Source organism: Nocardia sp. Marseille-Q1738 (assembly GCF_965283145.1).
In genome coordinates, this window is sequence record NZ_CBDIMS010000004.1 from 37,353 (window position 1) to 54,183 (window position 16,831).

The window sequence follows — 16,831 nt, forward strand, 5'->3', positions numbered from 1 at the left end:
GCCATCGCGCATCCTTCCGTTCACCAGTAGGCTGAACACGCACCGTACGTTCGCTAGCCTACTGTTCAGGCAGTGACCATGCTCACAGCATCTCAGGAAACTGTCAAGCTTTCCTGGTTATTTATGCAGAGGCATGGGTAAGCTGATGTAGCATGTTCAGTATGACTGAACAGGCGATGGTCGGTGGGGGTGCGGGCGACACCGGTGCGGGCAATCTGGTGCGCCGGACTCGGATGGCGGCTGGAGTCTCGCTGCGCGAACTGGCGCGCAAGATCGACGTCAGTGCTGGAACCCTCAGCGCCATCGAGAACGGCAAGACACCGTTGACCGTCGACCGACTCGACCGTATTGCTGCCGAACTCGGTGTCTCCACCGTCGATATTCTCACCGCCCGCCCAACAGCAGCTGCCGACGCTACCGACCCCTCGCCTGCACGTTCGGCCGGTGACGGGCAAACGTGGCGCAGCTTTGAGCCTCTGATCCTCGATCCTGTTCTCGCCGCGGCGATCGCCGCATTCATGCAAACCGGTTACCACGGCGCGACGATGAGGAGCATCGCGGCGAACGCCGGTATGAGCGTCGCCGGCGTCTACCACTACTACCGGAGTAAACAGGACCTGCTCGTCGCCATCTTCGACCTCGGAATGTCCGAACTGCACTGGCGAATTCCGGCAGCCCGCGACGACGGTGTCACCGTGGTCGAACGATTCGCCAACATGGTCGAAGCCCTCGCGCTGTTCCACACGCACCGTGCTGACCTCGCGTTCATCGGCGCGAGCGAAATGCGCAGCTTCGACGAACCCAACCGCTCCCGAATCGCCGCTCTGCGCACCGACATTCAGCGAATGATCGACGATCAAGTTGCCGTCGGCATCCGGGCAGGCGAATTCACCACCCCCCACCCCCGCGAAGCCGCCCGCGCTGTCTCCACCATGTGCACTTCCCTCCCGCAGTGGTTCCGCCCCGGTGGTCCCATCTCTCGCCACCAAATCGCCGTCGAATACGCGCAATTCGCCGTCGACATCATGCGTGGACACACACGACCCCAGCCGTCATAGCCCAGAAGCCATCGGGAGGGCTGCTGAGTCAGTTATTCGCGCCACGCCCCCGGCCCGGCGTAATGAACGCGATATCGGCTATTGCCGAACCGCGCTGGCGACAACGGATGGCGGGGCTCATGCCTGCGGATGATTCAGCGGGCAGTCGCCAACCATGCGCGTGGTGAGCATCCCACTCTTTGCGTGAACGCCCGCGAGAACGCCGGAGGGGTGGCGTACCCGAGTTCCGCGGCCGTGCGAGCAACTGAGGCGCCGGCGCGAAGCCGGTCCTGGGCGACCGTGATCCTCCACCCGGTCAGGTACTCGGCCGGGGGCTGCCCCACCATCTCTTTGAACCGGGCAGCGAAGGAACTGCGGGACATGCGCGCTTCGCGCGCCATCGTGGCGAGCGTCCAAGGCCGCCCAGGCGACTCGTGGATGGCGACGAGTGCACGGGCGAGGCTTTCATCGGACAGCCCGGTCAGCAGCCCAGTGGGCAGCGCAAGCTCGTCGGCGTGGTCGAGAATCCAGCGGAACAGCTGGATGAGGACGACTTCGAAGAGCCGATCGGCCAGCACTTTTCGGCCGCACTGCACATTGTCGATCTCGGCGAAGAGCAGATCGAGCGCTGGTTCGAGGGTGCTGACGGCGTTCAGCGGGAGCACGATCACGGGAGGGAGCGTGCGTACCAGGGGGTGGTGCGGGCCGCCGTCGAAGTCGAGTGTCGCGCAGGCGAACTCGGAGTCCTCGGTGGGTGCGTTGTGGAAGGCGTGTTCCAGCGGGCGTGGGTAGAACAGCAGGCTGGGCTTATCGATCTGTCGCTTTTCCAGCCGACCGCTGACGCCTCGGTGCGTCACTTCCATCTCACCGTATCGGAGCACGTGGAGAAAGCCTCGGCCTAGTTGTGCGTCGAAGGTCGTTACGCCACACAACGGTCCCGCATGGAACAGGCGGGTTCGCACCCGGAAGCGTTCGAGTAGGGGCGAAAGCTGGTCGAGGGAAGTCACAAACCAAGGATGACAGACGATCGGGTAGGAAATCGAGATGATATGACTCAATCAGTCCAAGTGGTCCAGGCAGTCTGAGAGTACGTCGCCCGGCGAGACACTGCGGGCGTCGTCCGAATCACGACCCGAGGAGCACTCCATGTCTCTTGTCCCCCTTGTCGAGCGCGAGTCCGCGACCGGAACCGTCAAGGACCAGCTCGATCGTATCCATGCCGCGTTCGGCACCGTCCCCGCGATGTTCCGAGCTGTCGCGAACTCGCCTGCCGCCCTGACGAGCATGTGGGCTTCGTTCGGCGCCTTCGGCGGCGGTACTCTGGGTCCGGCGCTCAGCGAGCAGATCGCCGTGGCCGTCGCCAACCGAAACTCCTGCGAGTACTGCCTGGCCGCGCACACCGCTCTCGGAGGCAAGGCCGGGGTGAGCCGTGCGGCGCTGGAAGCCGCGCAGACGGGCCAGTCCGATGACCCTCGCACGGCGGCACTCCTCGGCTTCGCACTGAAGCTGGTGGAAGAGCGCGGCCAGGTCACGGCAGAGGACGTGCAGGCAGTTCGTGACCAGGGCTGGAGCGATGAGCACATCGTCGAAGTCATCGGGCAGGTCGGGCTCAACCTGTTCACCAACTACATCAACGTCGCCCTCGCAGTCCCGGTCGACTTCCCCACGGTGAGTCTGCGGCGGGCCGGCTGATGTTCCAACGGTGCCGACGCCGACCGGATGCTCCCATCCCGCCGACGTCATGGCGTGGATGGCAGCCCTGACCATCGCGGCGATCGGCTCGACGTGGCAAGCAGGGGCGCCGAGGTCGTAGATCGCTCCGCGGCGGGCGCGCATCCATTCGGACGTGCGCCCGCCCCGCCTCGGGAGTCACCACCAGCCCGATCGGCGACGACCGCTTGCTCGACGCCAACCTCGTCATCGTTCTCGGGCGGGCCGATCGGCGTGGGCGACGGTGACCGTTATCCGTTCGGCTACGCCATCCGCGGCCGATCTGTGTTCGCGACATGGCTCGACGCGCTCGATAACCGACAGACATACCCTCGCGCCGCAGGACAACACGAAAACCCTCGCAGGCAAGGGAGTAATGCCAGTGCAGGGCCTGCAGCCATCGCGGCACGAAGATGCGCCGGGCCCGGCGTCGCACGCCGCGGGCCGAGATATCGGCCCCGTACCTCTGTACGACTCGCCGGAGTCGCGAACAACACCCGATATGGATTGTGCTGTGTGCCGCGCGGTGACGATGTCAATCCCGCTTGCGGAGTGCATCGCGCCGTGCCAGGGTCGCTGCGATGCCGTCCGCGGCAGCGCGCACCGACGCCGCGTGCTGCCGCGGGCGGAAACGGGTTACCGGACCGGTGACACTGACTGCCGCGAGCAGCCGCTCGTCGGCGTCGAGCACCGGCGCGGCGACGCACACAATGCCTAGTGCGGACTCCTCGAACTCGAAGGCGATCCCGCTTTCGACCACGTCATCGAGCTGTTTACGGAGCGTCCCTGGTGCGGTGATCGTCCGCGGCGCCAGTCGCGCCAGCGGTTCCGCAAGAACCGCCCGCCGCACGTCCGCGGGAGCATGGGCCAGCAGCGCCTTGCCGATGGCGGTGGCGTGCAAGGGCATCCGGCCGCCCAGTTGGGAAGGCGAGCGCACCTGCCGGTGGCCACCGATCTTCGCGACGTACACCACCTCGCGGCTCTCCAGGAGCCCGAGGTGCACCAACTCGTGGGTGCGTTCGTAGAGGTCCTCGAGGAAGGGTGTGGCCGCCTCGATCAGGCCTCGTTCGACCGAGGCCCGCATGCCGAGTTCGAAAAGGTGACCGCCCAGATGATAGGCACCGCCGACCCGATCCAGCAGGCGTGTCGACTCGAGATCGCCCAATATGCGGTGCAGCGTTGCCTTCGGCAGCCGCGTACGCCGTTGCAACTCGGCGAAACCGACTCCGTGGTCCTCGACCCCGAACGCGTGCAGCACTGACATCACCTTGCCCAGCACTGTGTCCGGATCCGGCTCGGCACGCCTTGCGGAATCAGGCACTTCACGCCCCTCGATCAAGCAGGCCACCAGTATCTCAGTGACGCCTTCCTTACGCGCCTCCGCCGAGGCAACCGCCCTCGCGTCAGCGGATCCCTTCGTCACGGCGGGTCTGCGAACCTTCGTTGTCCATCGGTGGCGCCTCAACGAGGGCAGCGTCTCGATGCGCCTGTCACTCGGTCGCGGTACCTACGAGTGGCAGTGAGCGAGTGGGCATGCCGCCTTCCTCCCTATGAGCTCGGGGCGGCCGTCAGGTCCAAGGCGATGTCGATGATCATGTCTTCCTGTCCGCCGACGAGCCCACGTCTGCCGACCTCGAGGAGGATGTCACGCACGTCGATGCCGTATCGCCCGGAGGCGGCTTCCGCGTGGCGCAGGAAACTCGAGTAGACACCCGCATAACCGAGTGTGAGGGTCTCGCGGTCCACGCGGACCGGCCGGTCCTGCAATGGACGAACGAGGTCGTCGGCAGCATCCTGAAGCGCGAAGAGGTCACATCCGTGCTTCCAGCCGTACAGGTCGGCGACGGCGATGAGAGGTTCGATGGGACAGTTGCCTGCGCCCGCGCCATGGCCTGCCAGCGACGCATCGACCCGGGTCACTCCTTCCTCGACCGCCACCACGGAGTTGGCAACCGACAGCGACAGGTTCTCGTGCGCGTGAATGCCGATCTCCGTCGTCGGGCTGAGCGCGTCGCGATAGGCGCGAACGCGGTCGCGAACCCCGTCCATCGTCAGCCGTCCCCCGGAATCGGTGACATACACGCAGTGGGCGCCATAGGACTCCATGAGCGCCGCCTGCTTCGCCAGCTCGCCGGCCGGGGCCATGTGGCTCATCATCAGGAAGCCGGACACGTCCATGCCGAGCTCGCGGGCCGTGGCGATGTGCTGCGCGGAGACGTCGGCCTCGGTGCAGTGCGTGGCCACGCGGACGGAGCGGACGCCGAGGGAGTACGCCTGCTTCAGGTCATCGATGGTGCCGATTCCCGGCAATAGCAACGTGGTCAAGCGAGCGTGCTCGATATTGGCCGCGGCGGCTTCGATCCACTCCCAATCGGTGTTGGACCCGGGGCCGTAGTTCAGGGAGCCGCCGGCCAGGCCATCACCGTGCGCGACCTCGATGCCATCGACACCGGCGGCATCGAGCGCGGCCACGATCGCGGCGACATTCTCCGGCGTGATGCGGTGCCGGACGGCATGCATGCCGTCACGCAGCGTCACGTCCTGGATGAACAGGTTGGCGGTCATCGGGTTTGTTCCTTCCGCTGGGCGATGCGCTCGGCCATCTGCACCGCGGCAGAGGTCATGATGTCGAGGTTTCCGGCGTAGGCCGGCAGGTAGTGGGCAGCGCCCTCGACCTCGAGGAACACCGAGACCTGATGGGTGGGCACGGTGTCGGTGCCCTCGCGCAGCAACGTGTGCACCGGCTGGCCATCCGGGATCGGGTTGATCTGGACCGCCTGCTTGAGCCGGTACCCGGGCACATACGCGGCCACATCGCCGACCATCTTCTGTACCGATGCGGTGATCTCGGCATGGACGGCCTCGTCGGGGGCGTGAACGAGGCACAAGACGGTGTCGCGCATGATCAACGGGGGCTCGGCGGGGTTGAGGATGATGACGGCCTTACCGCGCTCCGCTCCCCCGACGCTGGTGATGGCATGCGAAGTGGTCTCGGTGAACTCGTCGATGTTGGCGCGCGTGCCCGGGCCTGCCGACTTCGATGCGATGGACGCCACGATCTCCGCGTACGCGACGGGCACAACCCGCGCGACGGCCGCCACGACCGGGATCGTCGCCTGACCACCGCAGGTGACCATGTTCACGTTCGCGGCGTCGATGTGCTCCTCGATGTTGACCGCCGGAACCACGAACGGTCCGATAGCCGCCGGGGTGAGGTCGATGAGCCGCTTGCCGTACGGCGCCAGTTCGGCCGCGTTGGCCTCGTGCGCCTTGGCCGACGTCGCGTCGAAGACGATCTCGATGTCGTCGAATCCGGCCATGTCGATCAGGCCGTCGACACCGTCGGCCGTGATGGGTACCCCGAAGCGGGCCGCGCGTGCCAGCCCGTCGGAGTCCGGGTCGATGCCCACCATGGCGCCCATCTCCAGGTGCTTCGAGAGCCGCAGCACCTTGATCATCAGGTCGGTGCCGATATTCCCGGACCCGATGACGGCGACCTTGGTCTTGCCGTCGTGGTTCATGCTGTCTCTCCTGCGTGGATGCTGGTGGCCTTGCCGGGGGTTGCGCTGGCTGCGAAGCGGGCCTGGACCACGCCCAAGCCGCTGATCTCGGCGGTGACGTGATCGCCGGCGACTACTGGTGCCATCGGGCCCAGCGCGCCCGAGAGGATGATTTGGCCGGCCCGTAGCGGATCGCCGAATTCTCGGGCGGTCCGGGCGAGCCACCGCAGGGCTTCGAGTGGGTCGTCGAGGCAGGCGGAGCCGGTGCCGGTGGACACTTCCCGACCGTTGATCCCTGGATGAGGCGTGCCGCGGCAGCCTCGACAACACCGGGCCCGGATCCCGGGCTGTTGATTACGAAGGACATGGGCATACCGTGACCCATCGATGTGCAGCGTGGCGACGATCGAGTTCCGGTGAGCCGAACTCGACCACAGGTCGCCCACCGCGCAGTCGAGAAAGTCGTCCGGATTTCCGCATCGAGACTTGGCGTTTCCCGAGATGTACCCGGACGGCGCGACGCCGTCAACGTCACCGATCGTCGACTCGTGGTCATGCGCGAGTCGGCCACGACAGCCGTGCGCGTCTCGGCATTCCATGATCTACCGATTCGTGCGATGCGGCGCATTTGCCGGAATGAACCGGACTCGAAGAGCTGTCGAGCTGGTGGCACGCCAAGGGATTTGGTTCCGGCCGAGGCCCATCAGATGCGGCAGCAGGCGGCATCAGTCATGTTGTTCATCGCCAGAGCCGCTGACAAGGCATGGGCTGCAATGCTTCGCGCATATCCTGATCGATTTGAATTGTTGCCACTCCAATTTCATACAGTGCCATCGCAAAAGTGTGCGCTGCTACGGAATCGGCGCGGTAGTGCATCGGCGGCCAACCCGGGAAGTGGACTGTGACATGGCATTGCATTACTTTGCCGACCTCTCTGTACTGCCATGGTCGAGAAACTCCCGCGTCTTCAGCAGCGGATTCATGGGCACCGCGACGGCGACGGCGCGCAGGATGCTGTGGTACAGGACGGCGAGCGCCGGCAGGTTCGGCAGCATCAGGCCGACCCCGGTCGCCCGCGTTCGCCCCGGCGCTGCGCAGGAGGGATGCGCCTCGGGCACTCGCCTCGTCGACTTCGGCGTACCTCAGGGTGGCACCGTCGAGCCGGACGGCGGGGCGGTCGGGGTGGCGCGCGGCATGGGCCGGCGGCCGGATCACGCTCCGCCCTTTCTTCCGCGGGCCAGGAGCGGAACGAGTACGGCGGCGACTGCCAGGTGCATCAGGGCGAGCGTGGCTTTGGCGCTGCCGGATGCCTGGATGTACGTCAGGGGCGCGAGCGACACCAGTAACACGGTGGCGGCCAACAGGGTCCAGGCAGCTGGGGCCCGGTCGGTCAACCGGTCCAGCCACTTCCGCGCCGCTGAGGCGAGCAGGGAGACGACGAGCGTGCTGCCGGCGACGAGGGGCAGGCCGACGACCTGGGCCGGCTGTCCGTTGCGGGTATCGACGCGAAGTTCGACGCCGAGGCTGCGGGCTGCGGCCCACAGCAGGGCTGTGACCAGGACGGCGCCGCCGATCGCGGATGCGCAACACAGGAGACTCGGGCTGGCCTGGCGGGTGGAGGTCGTGGTCATCAGAGCACTCCGATCAGAGGTTGGGACGGTCTTGCCGGGGCGGGGGCGCCGCGGCGAACAGGGGTATGTGAGGCCCCACACGTTCGGGCTGGGGGCTCACCGGGAGGAGTGATCGAGACGAGCGGACCGGCGGCTCGTCGCGGCCGGAGGGCGTTCCGTCCGTTCGCGGTGCAGGATCGGAAGGAGCAGGCGTGAGCTGGAGTGCACCGTGTTGACGCCCGCCATGCCGACGGTGGCGTGACCGAACAGCAGCATGGGCTGGAAGTCCTTGCGATTGTCGTCGCTGGTGAGGATCAACCGGATGCGGTGCCCACGCTGGAACTGGCGGGCGTTGGCGACCAGCGGGATGCGGTAGTCGACCGGCTCGCCCGGAGGGATAGGGATCTGCGCCCGCGCAGGGAGGACGGGGCGGCCGGTCTCACTCGCGTCCTCGTCGACGTGGCGCATGCCGGCGCGCAGCCAGCCCTGGGTGATGTCGGTGGCCGTGCCGTCCGGGCCGACGTCTTGCAGGAGCAGGATCCATGCCGTGTCGGTCGCGCTGCTGGTGGCGGTGAGCCGTAGTTCGGGGTGGCCGACCATGTCGATGTCGCCGGGAAGAGGGTCGCTGGTCCAACTCAACTGTGCGGGCATTGCGTTCGCGCCGTCGGTGGCGTAGCTGCGCTCGCCCTGCCGCTCGCCGGGCGTCAGGGAGCCGTCGGCGTTGAGGGCCAGGGCGGTGTGGGTGGCCGGCGGGGGCCAGGAGTCGGCGGTGCGCCATTGTTCGGCCCCGGGCAGCCAGTAGCGGATGGCAGGGCCTTCGAGAATGCCGGTGTCCTGGCCCTTGAGCCAGTGGTCGAACCAGGCGAGGGCCTCGATGTGCATGCTTTCCCATGGCCAGGGCAGGCTGTGCTCCCCGAGCATGGCCATGCGCACGTGCGGGTTGTGGGCGAGGGCGTCCCAGGCTTCGAAGAGTCCGGTCAGGTGGAGGGGGACGTTGGACCACTCGCCGCCGAGGTAGACGGGTATGTCGACATCGGCGAGCAGTCCGGTCAGGTCACGCTCGTCCCACCACGCATCCCGGGTGGGGTGATCGGTGGCCACTGCCTCGAGCAGGGCGTTCCATGGGTGGGGGTCGTGGCGGAAGCGGCTGACCAGCCGCAGGCCGCGGGTTGCCTGGATGCCGTCGATCCGGGTGAACCGCCGGTGGACGGCGGGGATGGCGAGGAACCGGCGCAGGAGACGGGACAGGCCCTTGCGGTAAAGGCGGTCGCCGTGAGCGGACAGGACGCCCAGCGAATGGATCCAGGGGGTAATGAAGGACCCGCTCAACAGGCCGTTGTGGTAGGCGGCTTCCCGGACCTGGACAGTGACGTTGAAAGGAAACAGGGCCTCGAGGTGTGGCGGGCGCTGGGTGGCTGCCTCCAACTGGCTCATGGCGTAGTAGCTGATCCCGATCATGCCTACCTTCCCGTCGCACCAGGGCTGCCCGGCGACCCACTCGACCAGGTCGAACAGGTCCTTGCGCTCCTGCTCGTCGAAGAAGGTGTAGGTGCCGCCGGAGCCGACCGTGCCGCGGAGGTTGGCGATGACATGGGCGTAGCCGCGCGGCACCCAGAAGTCGCTGATACCGGCCTCGATGACGGCCGCGGGGGCGCCCAGGTCCTGGAGCTGGCGGGGGTAGGGGGCCGCCGCGATGAGGGCGGGGAACCTGCCCTCCGCGTCGGGCCGGTGAATGTCGGCCAGGAGCTGGGTGCCGTCGCGGACCAGGACGGGCACATTGTCCTCGCGGGTCGTCCCATGGAGAACCGGGGACAGGTTGTGGTACTGACGACCGGTGGTCTGCGGTCCGTTGAGCTGACGTTGACCGGGCTCTACTCCAGCAGCCTTGAATCGGGCCATGACACCTTCATTTCCACGTGTATAGAAATTAACTGTCCTCACCGTACGCGTGCCCGCTCGCTGCGGGCAAGAGGAATTTCCACATGCCGTGAAAATATCGGGTGTCCGGGGCGCGGTCGCCGCCTACCAGGCGTTCGCCGGGAGCTCGCCGCGACCGGGGCACACGTTCAGGCCGGCGCATCGTCCGCGCAGGTCATCCCATGGCTGGTGGAGTGTGGGGCACTGGCGACCGGCGGTCTGCGCTGGAAATAGGCGGGCTGGCGGGCGTCCCGGGCAGTCGCTTGCGGTCAGGCGTTTCCCGGGATGTCCCCGCCCAGGGCGCCCGTGAGATAGTGCTGCACCGTCGGCGCGATCAGGCGGATGATCTGCTCTGAGGGGATGTCGGCGATGCGGTCGATCGCCCAGACGTAACGTGTCATCGCAAGGCCCACGATCTGCGTGGAGACCAGATTTGCGCGCAGCTCGGCCTCGTCGTGGGGAAGGCTCGCCGACACGATCTGCAGGACGAGCGCGGAGAAGACGGAGCGGAGGCGCTCCATGGCGAAGGGCTCGTGACTTGCCGCGAGGATGATCGAGCGCAGGACCTCCGCGGTGGCCGGGTCGTCCCACATGCGCAGCGCCGCCTCCACGAAGGCTCGCCCGCGCTCCTCCAGCGGCACCTGGGCGGCCTCGGCAATGGCCGCACCGAAGGTATCCGGCGGCTCCAGCGCCGCCTTCAGCAGTCCCGTCTTGTTGGAGAAGTAGTAGTTCACCAGGCTGGGATCCACATCGGCGGCCTGAGCCACCGACCGCAATGAGGTGCCGTTGTAGCCCCGCTCGGCGAAGGACTTGCGGGCCGCCGTCAGGATGCGGTCCGCCTGCGCGCCACGTTCCCCACGCGGACCCCTTCCAGCTCGTGCCGCCATTGTCCCGCTGTCCCCCTTTGCCCGTTCCATGAGCTCGCGTGATTGCCTGCTGATGCTGTTTCAGCACCTGCTGAAAACATATTTCAGTACCCCGTGAAATTGCAACTATGCACGGAAACCCAGCAAGGCTTGGGTCGGCATCGGTCAGATTCTTCGGCCAGCCCGGCCGCCGCGATTGCGTCGCCGCCACGTGGTCAGTTGCGCCGCCTGCGGAAGTCGGCTCCAGTTCGTGTCGACGGTTGGGTAATCGAGATGGATTCGGTGGTTGCTTCCGGGGAGCAGGCCGAAGTGGTTACGCAATCAGTTAATCTCACCCCACAGCTCGTTCAACGTGACGGCACCGTCCGCTCCACTGCCAGCGGCTATTGGGCTTACTCCCCTAGGCGGCTCAGCGCCTGCATGGCCTCGCGCTCTATGCGTGAAAGATCGCCGAGAATGGCACCTGCCCGTACGAGGCACTGCGTATTGCCTGATTCACCGGCTTGTGTGATCAGTGCTGCGACTTCTGTCCATAGGGTGGCTGCCTCGGTGTACAGCCTGTGGCCGGTGCGCAGGTGGCGGCTGTCGAGTGTTTGGGTGCATTCGGCGAGGAAGTCGCGGTAGAAGTTGCGGAACAGGGCGCCGCCTGTGCCGGCCTTCTCCATCATGAGGGCGGCCTGCGGTAGATCGCGCTGCGGGTTGTCGGTTCGCTGTAGCCATGTGCGCACCAGCTTGCCGGCCTTCTCGATGCCTCGGTGGCCGAGATTGGCGATGGGCGGGTTGAGGAAGGCGTCGGCGCAGGCGGTGATGGCGGGAACGATCCGGCTCCGTGGGGAGGGCAGGTTCCTCGCAGCGGTGAGGGTGAAGGACCGGTGCTCGGCGGTCATCGGGCCGCGCGCGGCCCTGGCCTCGGCGAGGCTGGTCAGGCTGGTGGATACCGTTCCGCCTTGCTGGTCGGTGTCCACCAGGTAGGCGTCGTGGTCGTCGTAGCCGTACATGGCGACGACATGACCGCCGAAGTGCACCTTCGCTGTGAAGTAGTCCAGGTAGTAGCTGTCGAGTTGCAGTCCGATGGGGTGGCCGGCGTCGATGCGGGCAACCACGTACTCCCAAGCCTTGCGCGCGGAGGTGGTCTCCTGGACCAGGAGCTCCAGCCCGAGTCTGGTGGCCAGGTTTCTGGCGAGGTCGAAAGGCTTGACCCGTCCGCCGAGGAAGGGGAAGCCCATGTTCTTACTGTCCCAGTAGACGAAGGACAGACCGGAGCCGAGGCCGAAAAGCATGGGCTCGGACAGATCGAGACCCTGGTGCCGCAGCAGCACTCCCAGAGCTGTCGTTTCGCAGTGCTGGCCACTGCGGGCATCAATGTTTATCACCGTGGTCATGCCATGCCTTCCTGGGTGCAGATCATCAGCTCTTCTCGCGGTGCTCTGCCTGCCCGACGAGATACGACTCACCTACGGGCGCTTGCGGGCGCAGCCCGCGTTCCGTGATGGCGACGAAGAGAGCGCTGCCATCATGGTGGACCCTCCCCTGGTGGGAGAGTCCAACGCTGTACCCATTGACCTCGAGGCCAGCGAGGATCAGGTCCACGAGGCGGCGGCCGGTGCCGTGTCCGGGGTGCTCGGCGCCGATGAATTCGAGCGTCCAGGCATGCGGCGGTTTGCGGCGGTCGGCTTCGCGAGAGTAGTCGAGGGTGCGGTGGATCGCCGTGGGGCCGACCCAGGACATTCCGGGTTCGGATTCAAACGCTCGGGCGAGGACGATGTCCGGTTCCAACGGGGACCTCCGGAATCAGATGGCAGATCAGCAATTTGAGATAGAACAGCGGGATGAACCAGGCCAGCAGCGCCGGTACCGGTAATGCGATCAGGTTGATCAGGAACACGGTCATATAGGCCGCCATGGCGACCGGGCGGCGCAGTGCAGCCGGCACGGCTTCGATCAGCAGTGCGGACCCGAGCAGCAGCAGGGTATTGGCCACGAACCATGCCGGATCGCCGAGGAGCAGAAAACCCACCACGGCGATGTGCAGGGTGTGCACCGCGACGAATGTCAGACGGCCGCGTGCTGAGCGGGTGCGGTGGTACCAGCGTTTCGCCGAGTTCGTCGCGTTGGTGAGCACGCCGCCGACCAGATCGCAGGCAATGACGGCGAGCGCTACGACTTCCGCGATGCTGCGTCCGGAAAGCGCTGTCCAACAGTATGTTCCGAGGAGAAGTACGCAGACGACGCCGCCCGTGTATTCGACCGCCGACTCCGCTCGAGTCTTCCCCGGGCCCATGAACCGCTCCAGGCGCCCCGCCCATCCCGGCCGTGTCGTCGGGATCGACCAATCCGCTCGCAGGTCGCTACGCATGACGAGGTCCCCACAGTCCGGCCAGCAAGCTGAAGATCTGATCGGGATCGCCGCCGCTCGTGAGCGCCCAGTGGTCACCGGCGCGCAGCACGGCTGCGGACGCCGCGGTCAGCAATCCGCGGTCGATATCCGTACGGATAATGCCCAGTTCGATGCCGTTGCCGATCACCGCAGCGAGCCACGATTGCTCGGCTGCGGGAGGTATGCGGGCGATGGCGGCGTCGGCCAGCGCGAGGTCCAGGGGATTGTCCCGGAGGAAGCCGACCAGCGCGGCCGAATTCTCGCGCAGGCGCGTCCAGAACGCGTCGGAAGTGTCGGCCGCCACCCATGCCCCCAACTGCTCTCGCAGCCGATCGGCGACGTCCGACAGCACCAGCGCGAGGATGTCTTCTTTCCCGTCGAAATACTGGTAAGCAGAGCTTTTCGAGATGCCGGCGTTGGTGATGATCGTGTTGTACGACGCCCGTTCCGGTCCGTTGTGCGCGAACTCGACCTTCGCGGCGTCGATGATGGCGCGTTGTCGTTCCGGTGGGAGGCGGTGAAAGCGAGGAAGCGGCATGCACCAATGGTACACACCATTGGTGTGTACCTATAGTCCACGCTTGGGCCGGTCGCTCGGCACAGGCACATCGCCTCTCCGAGGGAGCCGCAGCGGATGGGATGGCCTATTCAAGGTGAAAGTCGTCGATACACAGGTACCGAGGGCGGCTACCCACCGGTGAGATTGCCCGCACATCGGAAAGCGTGACGGCGTCGAGGACGGGCGAGGTCGGCGTGGCGAAGTCGGCGTTGCGCGAGGACACTGAGGACGTAGCGCCCAACTCGTCCCCAGGAGCACACGCGATGGCAACCAACGGGCCTTTCGGCATCGATCCGGAAGATTTCGAACGCGCACTGCGTGGAGCGGGAACGGAGCTCCGCGACCTGCTCGGGAAAGCCGGCGTATACCTGGATCGCGTAGATCACGCGAGCGTCAGTTCACTGGCGTCGCTGCTCGGTCAGTTCGTCCAACCGGAACGGCCGCGTCCACCCGAACCCGAGGGCGAGACCACCGGTGAGACCGGCAGCGGGGTGTGGGCGATCTACAGCATCGATGACAGCGGCGAGGCCAGGGTGGACCAGGTCTTTCCGAGCGAGCTCGAGGCCTTACGCGCGCATCGCGACAACACCGATGCCCGCCGTCGGGTGCGGTTTCTGCCCTATGGGGTTCCGGCAAGTGTGTTGGATGCGCCCTGACGGCGCTGACTCGATCCACGCTGCGCGGTCCCGAACACCGCTAGCGCGGTCGCGGCGACCTGCCGGGCGCCGGTGAGCAACAGCGCGTGACCTTGCCGCCGCTGTCGTGGTCCAGGTGACGTCCGGTGCGAGGATCGCCAGCAGGCCTTCGAGGTCGCCGGTGGTCGCCGCGGTCAGGAACTGTTCGGTGACTTCGGCGGTGCGGGCGGTGTCGGCGGGGCCGAATCGGTTGCGGCGGGTGTGGACGTGCCCGCGGCCGCACAGCCCTGACCTCACCGGGAGGCGATCGGTCACCTCCGCGAACTGGCGGGCAAGCACCACGTCACCCTGCTCACCGGCCACCCACGGCCAAGCCGTGGTGCTCGCCGAATGGTTCAACGGGAATTGACGGGGCGAACGTGAGATCGAGTGTCGGACGGCCGGTTACCACGATTCGATCAGCGGGAGGTCATGCTGCTGCCGGCGCCATTGCTGGGTGAGGCGACCGAGTCGGTGTGGGGCGGCGATGCCGCGCAGGCCTGCGATCTTGTCGTCACGGATCTCCAGGATCGCGACACCGAGGACCCGGTCGTCGAGCGTGAACAGCATGGCCGGGCAGCCGTTGACCACGCCGGCATGGATCGAGGGTGAGCCACCGGCGAGTCTGCGTTTGGTCGGAGATGGTGTGAAACCGGCCCGCACCGCGTCGGCGAGCCGCTGCGGGGTCGAGTACCGGATCAGCGTCTGGGCCAGTCCCCCGGCGCCGTCGGAGATGCCGGTCGCGTCGTCGGTCAGCAGCGCCACCAGCCGTTCGGTCCGGCCCGAGGAGGCGGCATCCACGAACGCCTCCACGATTCGACGCGCGGCGGCGCGGTCGATGCCGGTGCGGTTGCCGGCGGCGGTGATCCGGCGCCGGGCTCGGTGGGTGTGTTGCTGACTGGCGGACTCGGTGATGCCGAGGATCTCGGCGATCTCGGCGTGGCTGTAGGCAAAGGCCTCGCGCAGCACGTAAGCGGCCCGTTCGACCGGCGACAGCCGCTCCATGAGCGTCAGCACCGCCAGAGTCACCGATTCGCGCTGCTCGACGGTGTCGGCCGGGCCCAGCATCGGGTCACCGTCCAGCAGCGGTTCGGGCATCCAGGCGCCGACCGCGCGTTCGCGCCGCACCGTCGCCGAACGGAGCCGGTCGAGCGCCAGGTTGGTGACGATCTTGGTCAACCAGGCCTCGGGCACCTCGACGTAGTCCCGGTCGGCGGCCTGCCACCGCAGGAACGCCTCCTGCACCGTGTCCTCGGCGTCGGCGGCCGAGCCGAGCAGGCGGTAGGCGAGGCAGGCCAGCCGATTCCGGCTGGCCTCGAACCGCGCCACGGTGACAGCGTCCATGAGCACGACTCTATGCGGCGACCACGTCGGTCGAGTGCTCTCCGGTGGTGGCCAAACGATACTTGTGACCCGGCATTCCGAAGGTCGGGTGGCTCAGAGCCCAGGCGGCAGTGTCGAGGATTGCCGACTTGACGCGCGCGGCCGTCCGGCCACACAGGGCATACGACTTCGATCGCGCGGTACCGTCGACCGGCTGGTAGATCGCGTCCTTGCGGCCGAGGCTGATGTGGTTGCCCACATACGACATCGAGATCGTCGAGATCTCGCGGCCGGTCCGGTCCCCGATGATCGCGGCCGTCGCCTGCTTGCTGGTGGGTCCCGCGGAAGCGCAGGACATCGGCAGCGGCAGACCGTTATCGCCGATGACGAAGACACTGTCACCGGCAACGTAGATATCCGGGTGCGAGACCGACCGCATCTGACGGTCGACGGTGATCTGGCCGTTGGCTACCACCGCCAGGCCGCTGGCGGCGGCAATCGGATGGACGGCGAACCCGGCGGCCCACACGGTCGCGTCGGAGGCGAAAACGGCGCCGTCGGCGGCGACCGCCACCGCCTGTTCGACGCGCGCGATGGCGGTGTGCTCATGGACCGTGATACCGAACCGGTCGAACGCACCCAGCAGATGACGGCGCGCCTTCGGGCCCAGCCAGCCGCCCACTTCGCCGCTGGTGGCCAGGCCGACCCGAAGTCCTGGACGGGATTCGGCGATCTCGGTGACGGCCTCGATCGCGGTCAGGTTACCGCCGACCACCAACACCTTCCCCTCCTCGCCCAGCTCATCCAGGCGTGCACGCAAACGCAACGCGGACGGGCGCGCGGCGACGTGGAAGGCGTGCTCGTCGACGCCAGGAACGCCGTGGTCGGCGATGCTGCTGCCGAGCGCGTAGAGAAGGGTGTCGTAGTCGAGCCGGTCGATGCCCTCGCCGTCGACGACTGTGACGGTCCGCTGCTCGGCGTCGACGTGGGTTACCCGCGCCACTCGTAGCCGGATGCCGGTACCCGCGAACACCTCCGCCAGCGGCCGGTGGCGCAGCTCCTGCCCGGCGGCGAGCTGATGCAGGCGCAGCCGCTCGACGAAATCGGGTTCGGCGTTGACCACGGTGATCTCGAAGTCGTCGGAGTGGAGTTGGCGGGCCAGGTATCCAGCGGAGAAGGCTCCGGCGTATCCGGCCCCGAGGACGACGATGCGGTGCTTCATGGTTCGCTCCTGTCTGGTTCGCGTGCTCTGTGAACG

At 66.9% G+C, this 16,831-nt stretch carries 17 protein-coding genes and 1 pseudogene; 3 read left to right on the forward strand and 15 right to left on the reverse strand.

Features of this window, described 5'->3' with window-relative positions:
- Positions 1-176: 176 nt before the first annotated feature.
- Positions 177-1,058: a TetR family transcriptional regulator gene (locus ACWPXK_RS16945; RefSeq protein WP_454197561.1), complete on the forward strand. Its 882-nt coding sequence runs from the start codon at positions 177-179 to the stop codon at positions 1,056-1,058.
- Positions 1,059-1,192: 134 nt separating this feature from the next.
- On the opposite strand, the gene ACWPXK_RS16950 is transcribed toward ACWPXK_RS16945, so the two are convergent.
- Positions 1,193-2,044, reverse strand: coding sequence for an AraC family transcriptional regulator (locus ACWPXK_RS16950; RefSeq protein WP_454197097.1), 852 nt, complete (start codon positions 2,042-2,044; stop codon positions 1,193-1,195).
- 139 nt (positions 2,045-2,183) lie between these two features.
- Here ACWPXK_RS16950 and ACWPXK_RS16955 point away from each other — a divergent pair, with 139 nt between their 5' ends.
- The gene (locus tag ACWPXK_RS16955; RefSeq protein WP_454197098.1) at positions 2,184-2,729 is read left to right on the forward strand and encodes a carboxymuconolactone decarboxylase family protein; all 546 of its coding nucleotides are present in this window, start codon (positions 2,184-2,186) and stop codon (positions 2,727-2,729) included.
- Positions 2,730-3,282: 553 nt separating this feature from the next.
- On the opposite strand, the gene ACWPXK_RS16960 is transcribed toward ACWPXK_RS16955, so the two are convergent.
- The 12 genes and pseudogenes from ACWPXK_RS16960 to ACWPXK_RS17015 all read right to left on the reverse strand — a co-directional run bounded on the left by ACWPXK_RS16960 (position 3,283) and on the right by ACWPXK_RS17015 (position 13,555).
- Positions 3,283-4,011 carry an IclR family transcriptional regulator gene (locus ACWPXK_RS16960; RefSeq protein ID WP_454197562.1) on the reverse strand — a complete coding sequence of 243 codons (729 nt, stop codon included), beginning with the start codon at positions 4,009-4,011 and terminating at the stop codon, positions 3,283-3,285.
- Positions 4,012-4,295: 284 nt separating this feature from the next.
- A complete protein-coding gene (gene dmpG / locus ACWPXK_RS16965) occupies positions 4,296-5,312 on the reverse strand; it encodes a 4-hydroxy-2-oxovalerate aldolase (protein ID WP_454197099.1) in 1,017 nt (338 codons plus the stop codon).
- On the reverse strand, positions 5,309-6,268 hold the full coding sequence (locus ACWPXK_RS16970; protein ID WP_454197100.1) for an acetaldehyde dehydrogenase (acetylating): 960 nt from the start codon (positions 6,266-6,268) through the stop codon (positions 5,309-5,311). The genes dmpG and ACWPXK_RS16970 overlap by 4 nt, the downstream gene beginning before the upstream one ends.
- Positions 6,265-6,540, reverse strand: a pseudogene (locus tag ACWPXK_RS16975) (fumarylacetoacetate hydrolase family protein); the annotation flags it as partial. The gene ACWPXK_RS16970 and the pseudogene ACWPXK_RS16975, both read right to left, overlap by 4 nt.
- A gap of 624 nt (positions 6,541-7,164) precedes the next feature.
- Positions 7,165-7,365, reverse strand: coding sequence for a hypothetical protein (locus ACWPXK_RS16980; protein WP_454197101.1), 201 nt, complete (start codon positions 7,363-7,365; stop codon positions 7,165-7,167).
- 93 nt (positions 7,366-7,458) lie between these two features.
- Positions 7,459-7,878: a DUF6069 family protein gene (locus ACWPXK_RS16985; RefSeq protein WP_454197102.1), complete on the reverse strand. Its 420-nt coding sequence runs from the start codon at positions 7,876-7,878 to the stop codon at positions 7,459-7,461.
- A gap of 96 nt (positions 7,879-7,974) precedes the next feature.
- The gene (locus ACWPXK_RS16990) at positions 7,975-9,756 is read right to left on the reverse strand and encodes a CocE/NonD family hydrolase (RefSeq protein ID WP_454197103.1); all 1,782 of its coding nucleotides are present in this window, start codon (positions 9,754-9,756) and stop codon (positions 7,975-7,977) included.
- A gap of 287 nt (positions 9,757-10,043) precedes the next feature.
- Positions 10,044-10,661 carry a TetR/AcrR family transcriptional regulator gene (locus ACWPXK_RS16995; RefSeq protein ID WP_454197104.1) on the reverse strand — a complete coding sequence of 206 codons (618 nt, stop codon included), beginning with the start codon at positions 10,659-10,661 and terminating at the stop codon, positions 10,044-10,046.
- Between the two features lie 371 nt (positions 10,662-11,032).
- Positions 11,033-12,022, reverse strand: coding sequence for a BtrH N-terminal domain-containing protein (locus tag ACWPXK_RS17000; RefSeq protein WP_454197105.1), 990 nt, complete (start codon positions 12,020-12,022; stop codon positions 11,033-11,035).
- 25 nt (positions 12,023-12,047) lie between these two features.
- Entirely contained in the window at positions 12,048-12,416 is a 369-nt protein-coding gene (locus ACWPXK_RS17005) for a hypothetical protein (RefSeq protein ID WP_454197106.1), read from the reverse strand.
- On the reverse strand, positions 12,382-12,681 hold the full coding sequence (locus ACWPXK_RS17010) for a hypothetical protein (protein ID WP_454197107.1): 300 nt from the start codon (positions 12,679-12,681) through the stop codon (positions 12,382-12,384). The genes ACWPXK_RS17005 and ACWPXK_RS17010 overlap by 35 nt, the downstream gene beginning before the upstream one ends.
- A 307-nt stretch (positions 12,682-12,988) precedes the next feature.
- Positions 12,989-13,555 carry a TetR/AcrR family transcriptional regulator gene (locus ACWPXK_RS17015; RefSeq protein WP_454197108.1) on the reverse strand — a complete coding sequence of 189 codons (567 nt, stop codon included), beginning with the start codon at positions 13,553-13,555 and terminating at the stop codon, positions 12,989-12,991.
- A 284-nt stretch (positions 13,556-13,839) separates the two neighbouring features.
- Here ACWPXK_RS17015 and ACWPXK_RS17020 point away from each other — a divergent pair, with 284 nt between their 5' ends.
- Complete coding sequence (locus ACWPXK_RS17020; protein WP_454197109.1) at positions 13,840-14,232, forward strand: hypothetical protein; 393 nt, start codon at positions 13,840-13,842, stop codon at positions 14,230-14,232.
- 423 nt (positions 14,233-14,655) lie between these two features.
- On the opposite strand, the gene ACWPXK_RS17025 is transcribed toward ACWPXK_RS17020, so the two are convergent.
- Together ACWPXK_RS17025 and ACWPXK_RS17030 are read right to left on the reverse strand one after the other, a co-directional pair.
- Positions 14,656-15,594: a sigma-70 family RNA polymerase sigma factor gene (locus ACWPXK_RS17025; RefSeq protein ID WP_454197110.1), complete on the reverse strand. Its 939-nt coding sequence runs from the start codon at positions 15,592-15,594 to the stop codon at positions 14,656-14,658.
- A 10-nt stretch (positions 15,595-15,604) separates the two neighbouring features.
- The gene (locus ACWPXK_RS17030; protein ID WP_454197111.1) at positions 15,605-16,795 is read right to left on the reverse strand and encodes an NAD(P)/FAD-dependent oxidoreductase; all 1,191 of its coding nucleotides are present in this window, start codon (positions 16,793-16,795) and stop codon (positions 15,605-15,607) included.
- Positions 16,796-16,831: the final 36 nt, after the last annotated feature.

Bases quoted from the DNA above. Each gene is read 5' to 3' on its own strand.
- ACWPXK_RS16945 (WP_454197561.1), top strand. From the start codon at position 177: ATGGTCGGTGGGGGTGCGGGCGACACCGGTGCGGGCAATCTGGTGCGC.
- ACWPXK_RS16955 (WP_454197098.1), top strand. From the start codon at position 2,184: ATGTCTCTTGTCCCCCTTGTCGAGCGCGAGTCCGCGACCGGAACCGTC.
- ACWPXK_RS16960 (WP_454197562.1), bottom strand. From the start codon at position 4,011: ATGTCAGTGCTGCACGCGTTCGGGGTCGAGGACCACGGAGTCGGTTTC.
- dmpG (WP_454197099.1), bottom strand. From the start codon at position 5,312: ATGACCGCCAACCTGTTCATCCAGGACGTGACGCTGCGTGACGGCATG.
- ACWPXK_RS16970 (WP_454197100.1), bottom strand. From the start codon at position 6,268: ATGAACCACGACGGCAAGACCAAGGTCGCCGTCATCGGGTCCGGGAAT.
- ACWPXK_RS16985 (WP_454197102.1), bottom strand. From the start codon at position 7,878: ATGACCACGACCTCCACCCGCCAGGCCAGCCCGAGTCTCCTGTGTTGC.
- ACWPXK_RS16990 (WP_454197103.1), bottom strand. From the start codon at position 9,756: ATGGCCCGATTCAAGGCTGCTGGAGTAGAGCCCGGTCAACGTCAGCTC.
- ACWPXK_RS16995 (WP_454197104.1), bottom strand. From the start codon at position 10,661: ATGGCGGCACGAGCTGGAAGGGGTCCGCGTGGGGAACGTGGCGCGCAG.
- ACWPXK_RS17000 (WP_454197105.1), bottom strand. From the start codon at position 12,022: ATGACCACGGTGATAAACATTGATGCCCGCAGTGGCCAGCACTGCGAA.
- ACWPXK_RS17015 (WP_454197108.1), bottom strand. From the start codon at position 13,555: ATGCCGCTTCCTCGCTTTCACCGCCTCCCACCGGAACGACAACGCGCC.
- ACWPXK_RS17020 (WP_454197109.1), top strand. From the start codon at position 13,840: ATGGCAACCAACGGGCCTTTCGGCATCGATCCGGAAGATTTCGAACGC.
- ACWPXK_RS17025 (WP_454197110.1), bottom strand. From the start codon at position 15,594: ATGGACGCTGTCACCGTGGCGCGGTTCGAGGCCAGCCGGAATCGGCTG.
- ACWPXK_RS17030 (WP_454197111.1), bottom strand. From the start codon at position 16,795: ATGAAGCACCGCATCGTCGTCCTCGGGGCCGGATACGCCGGAGCCTTC.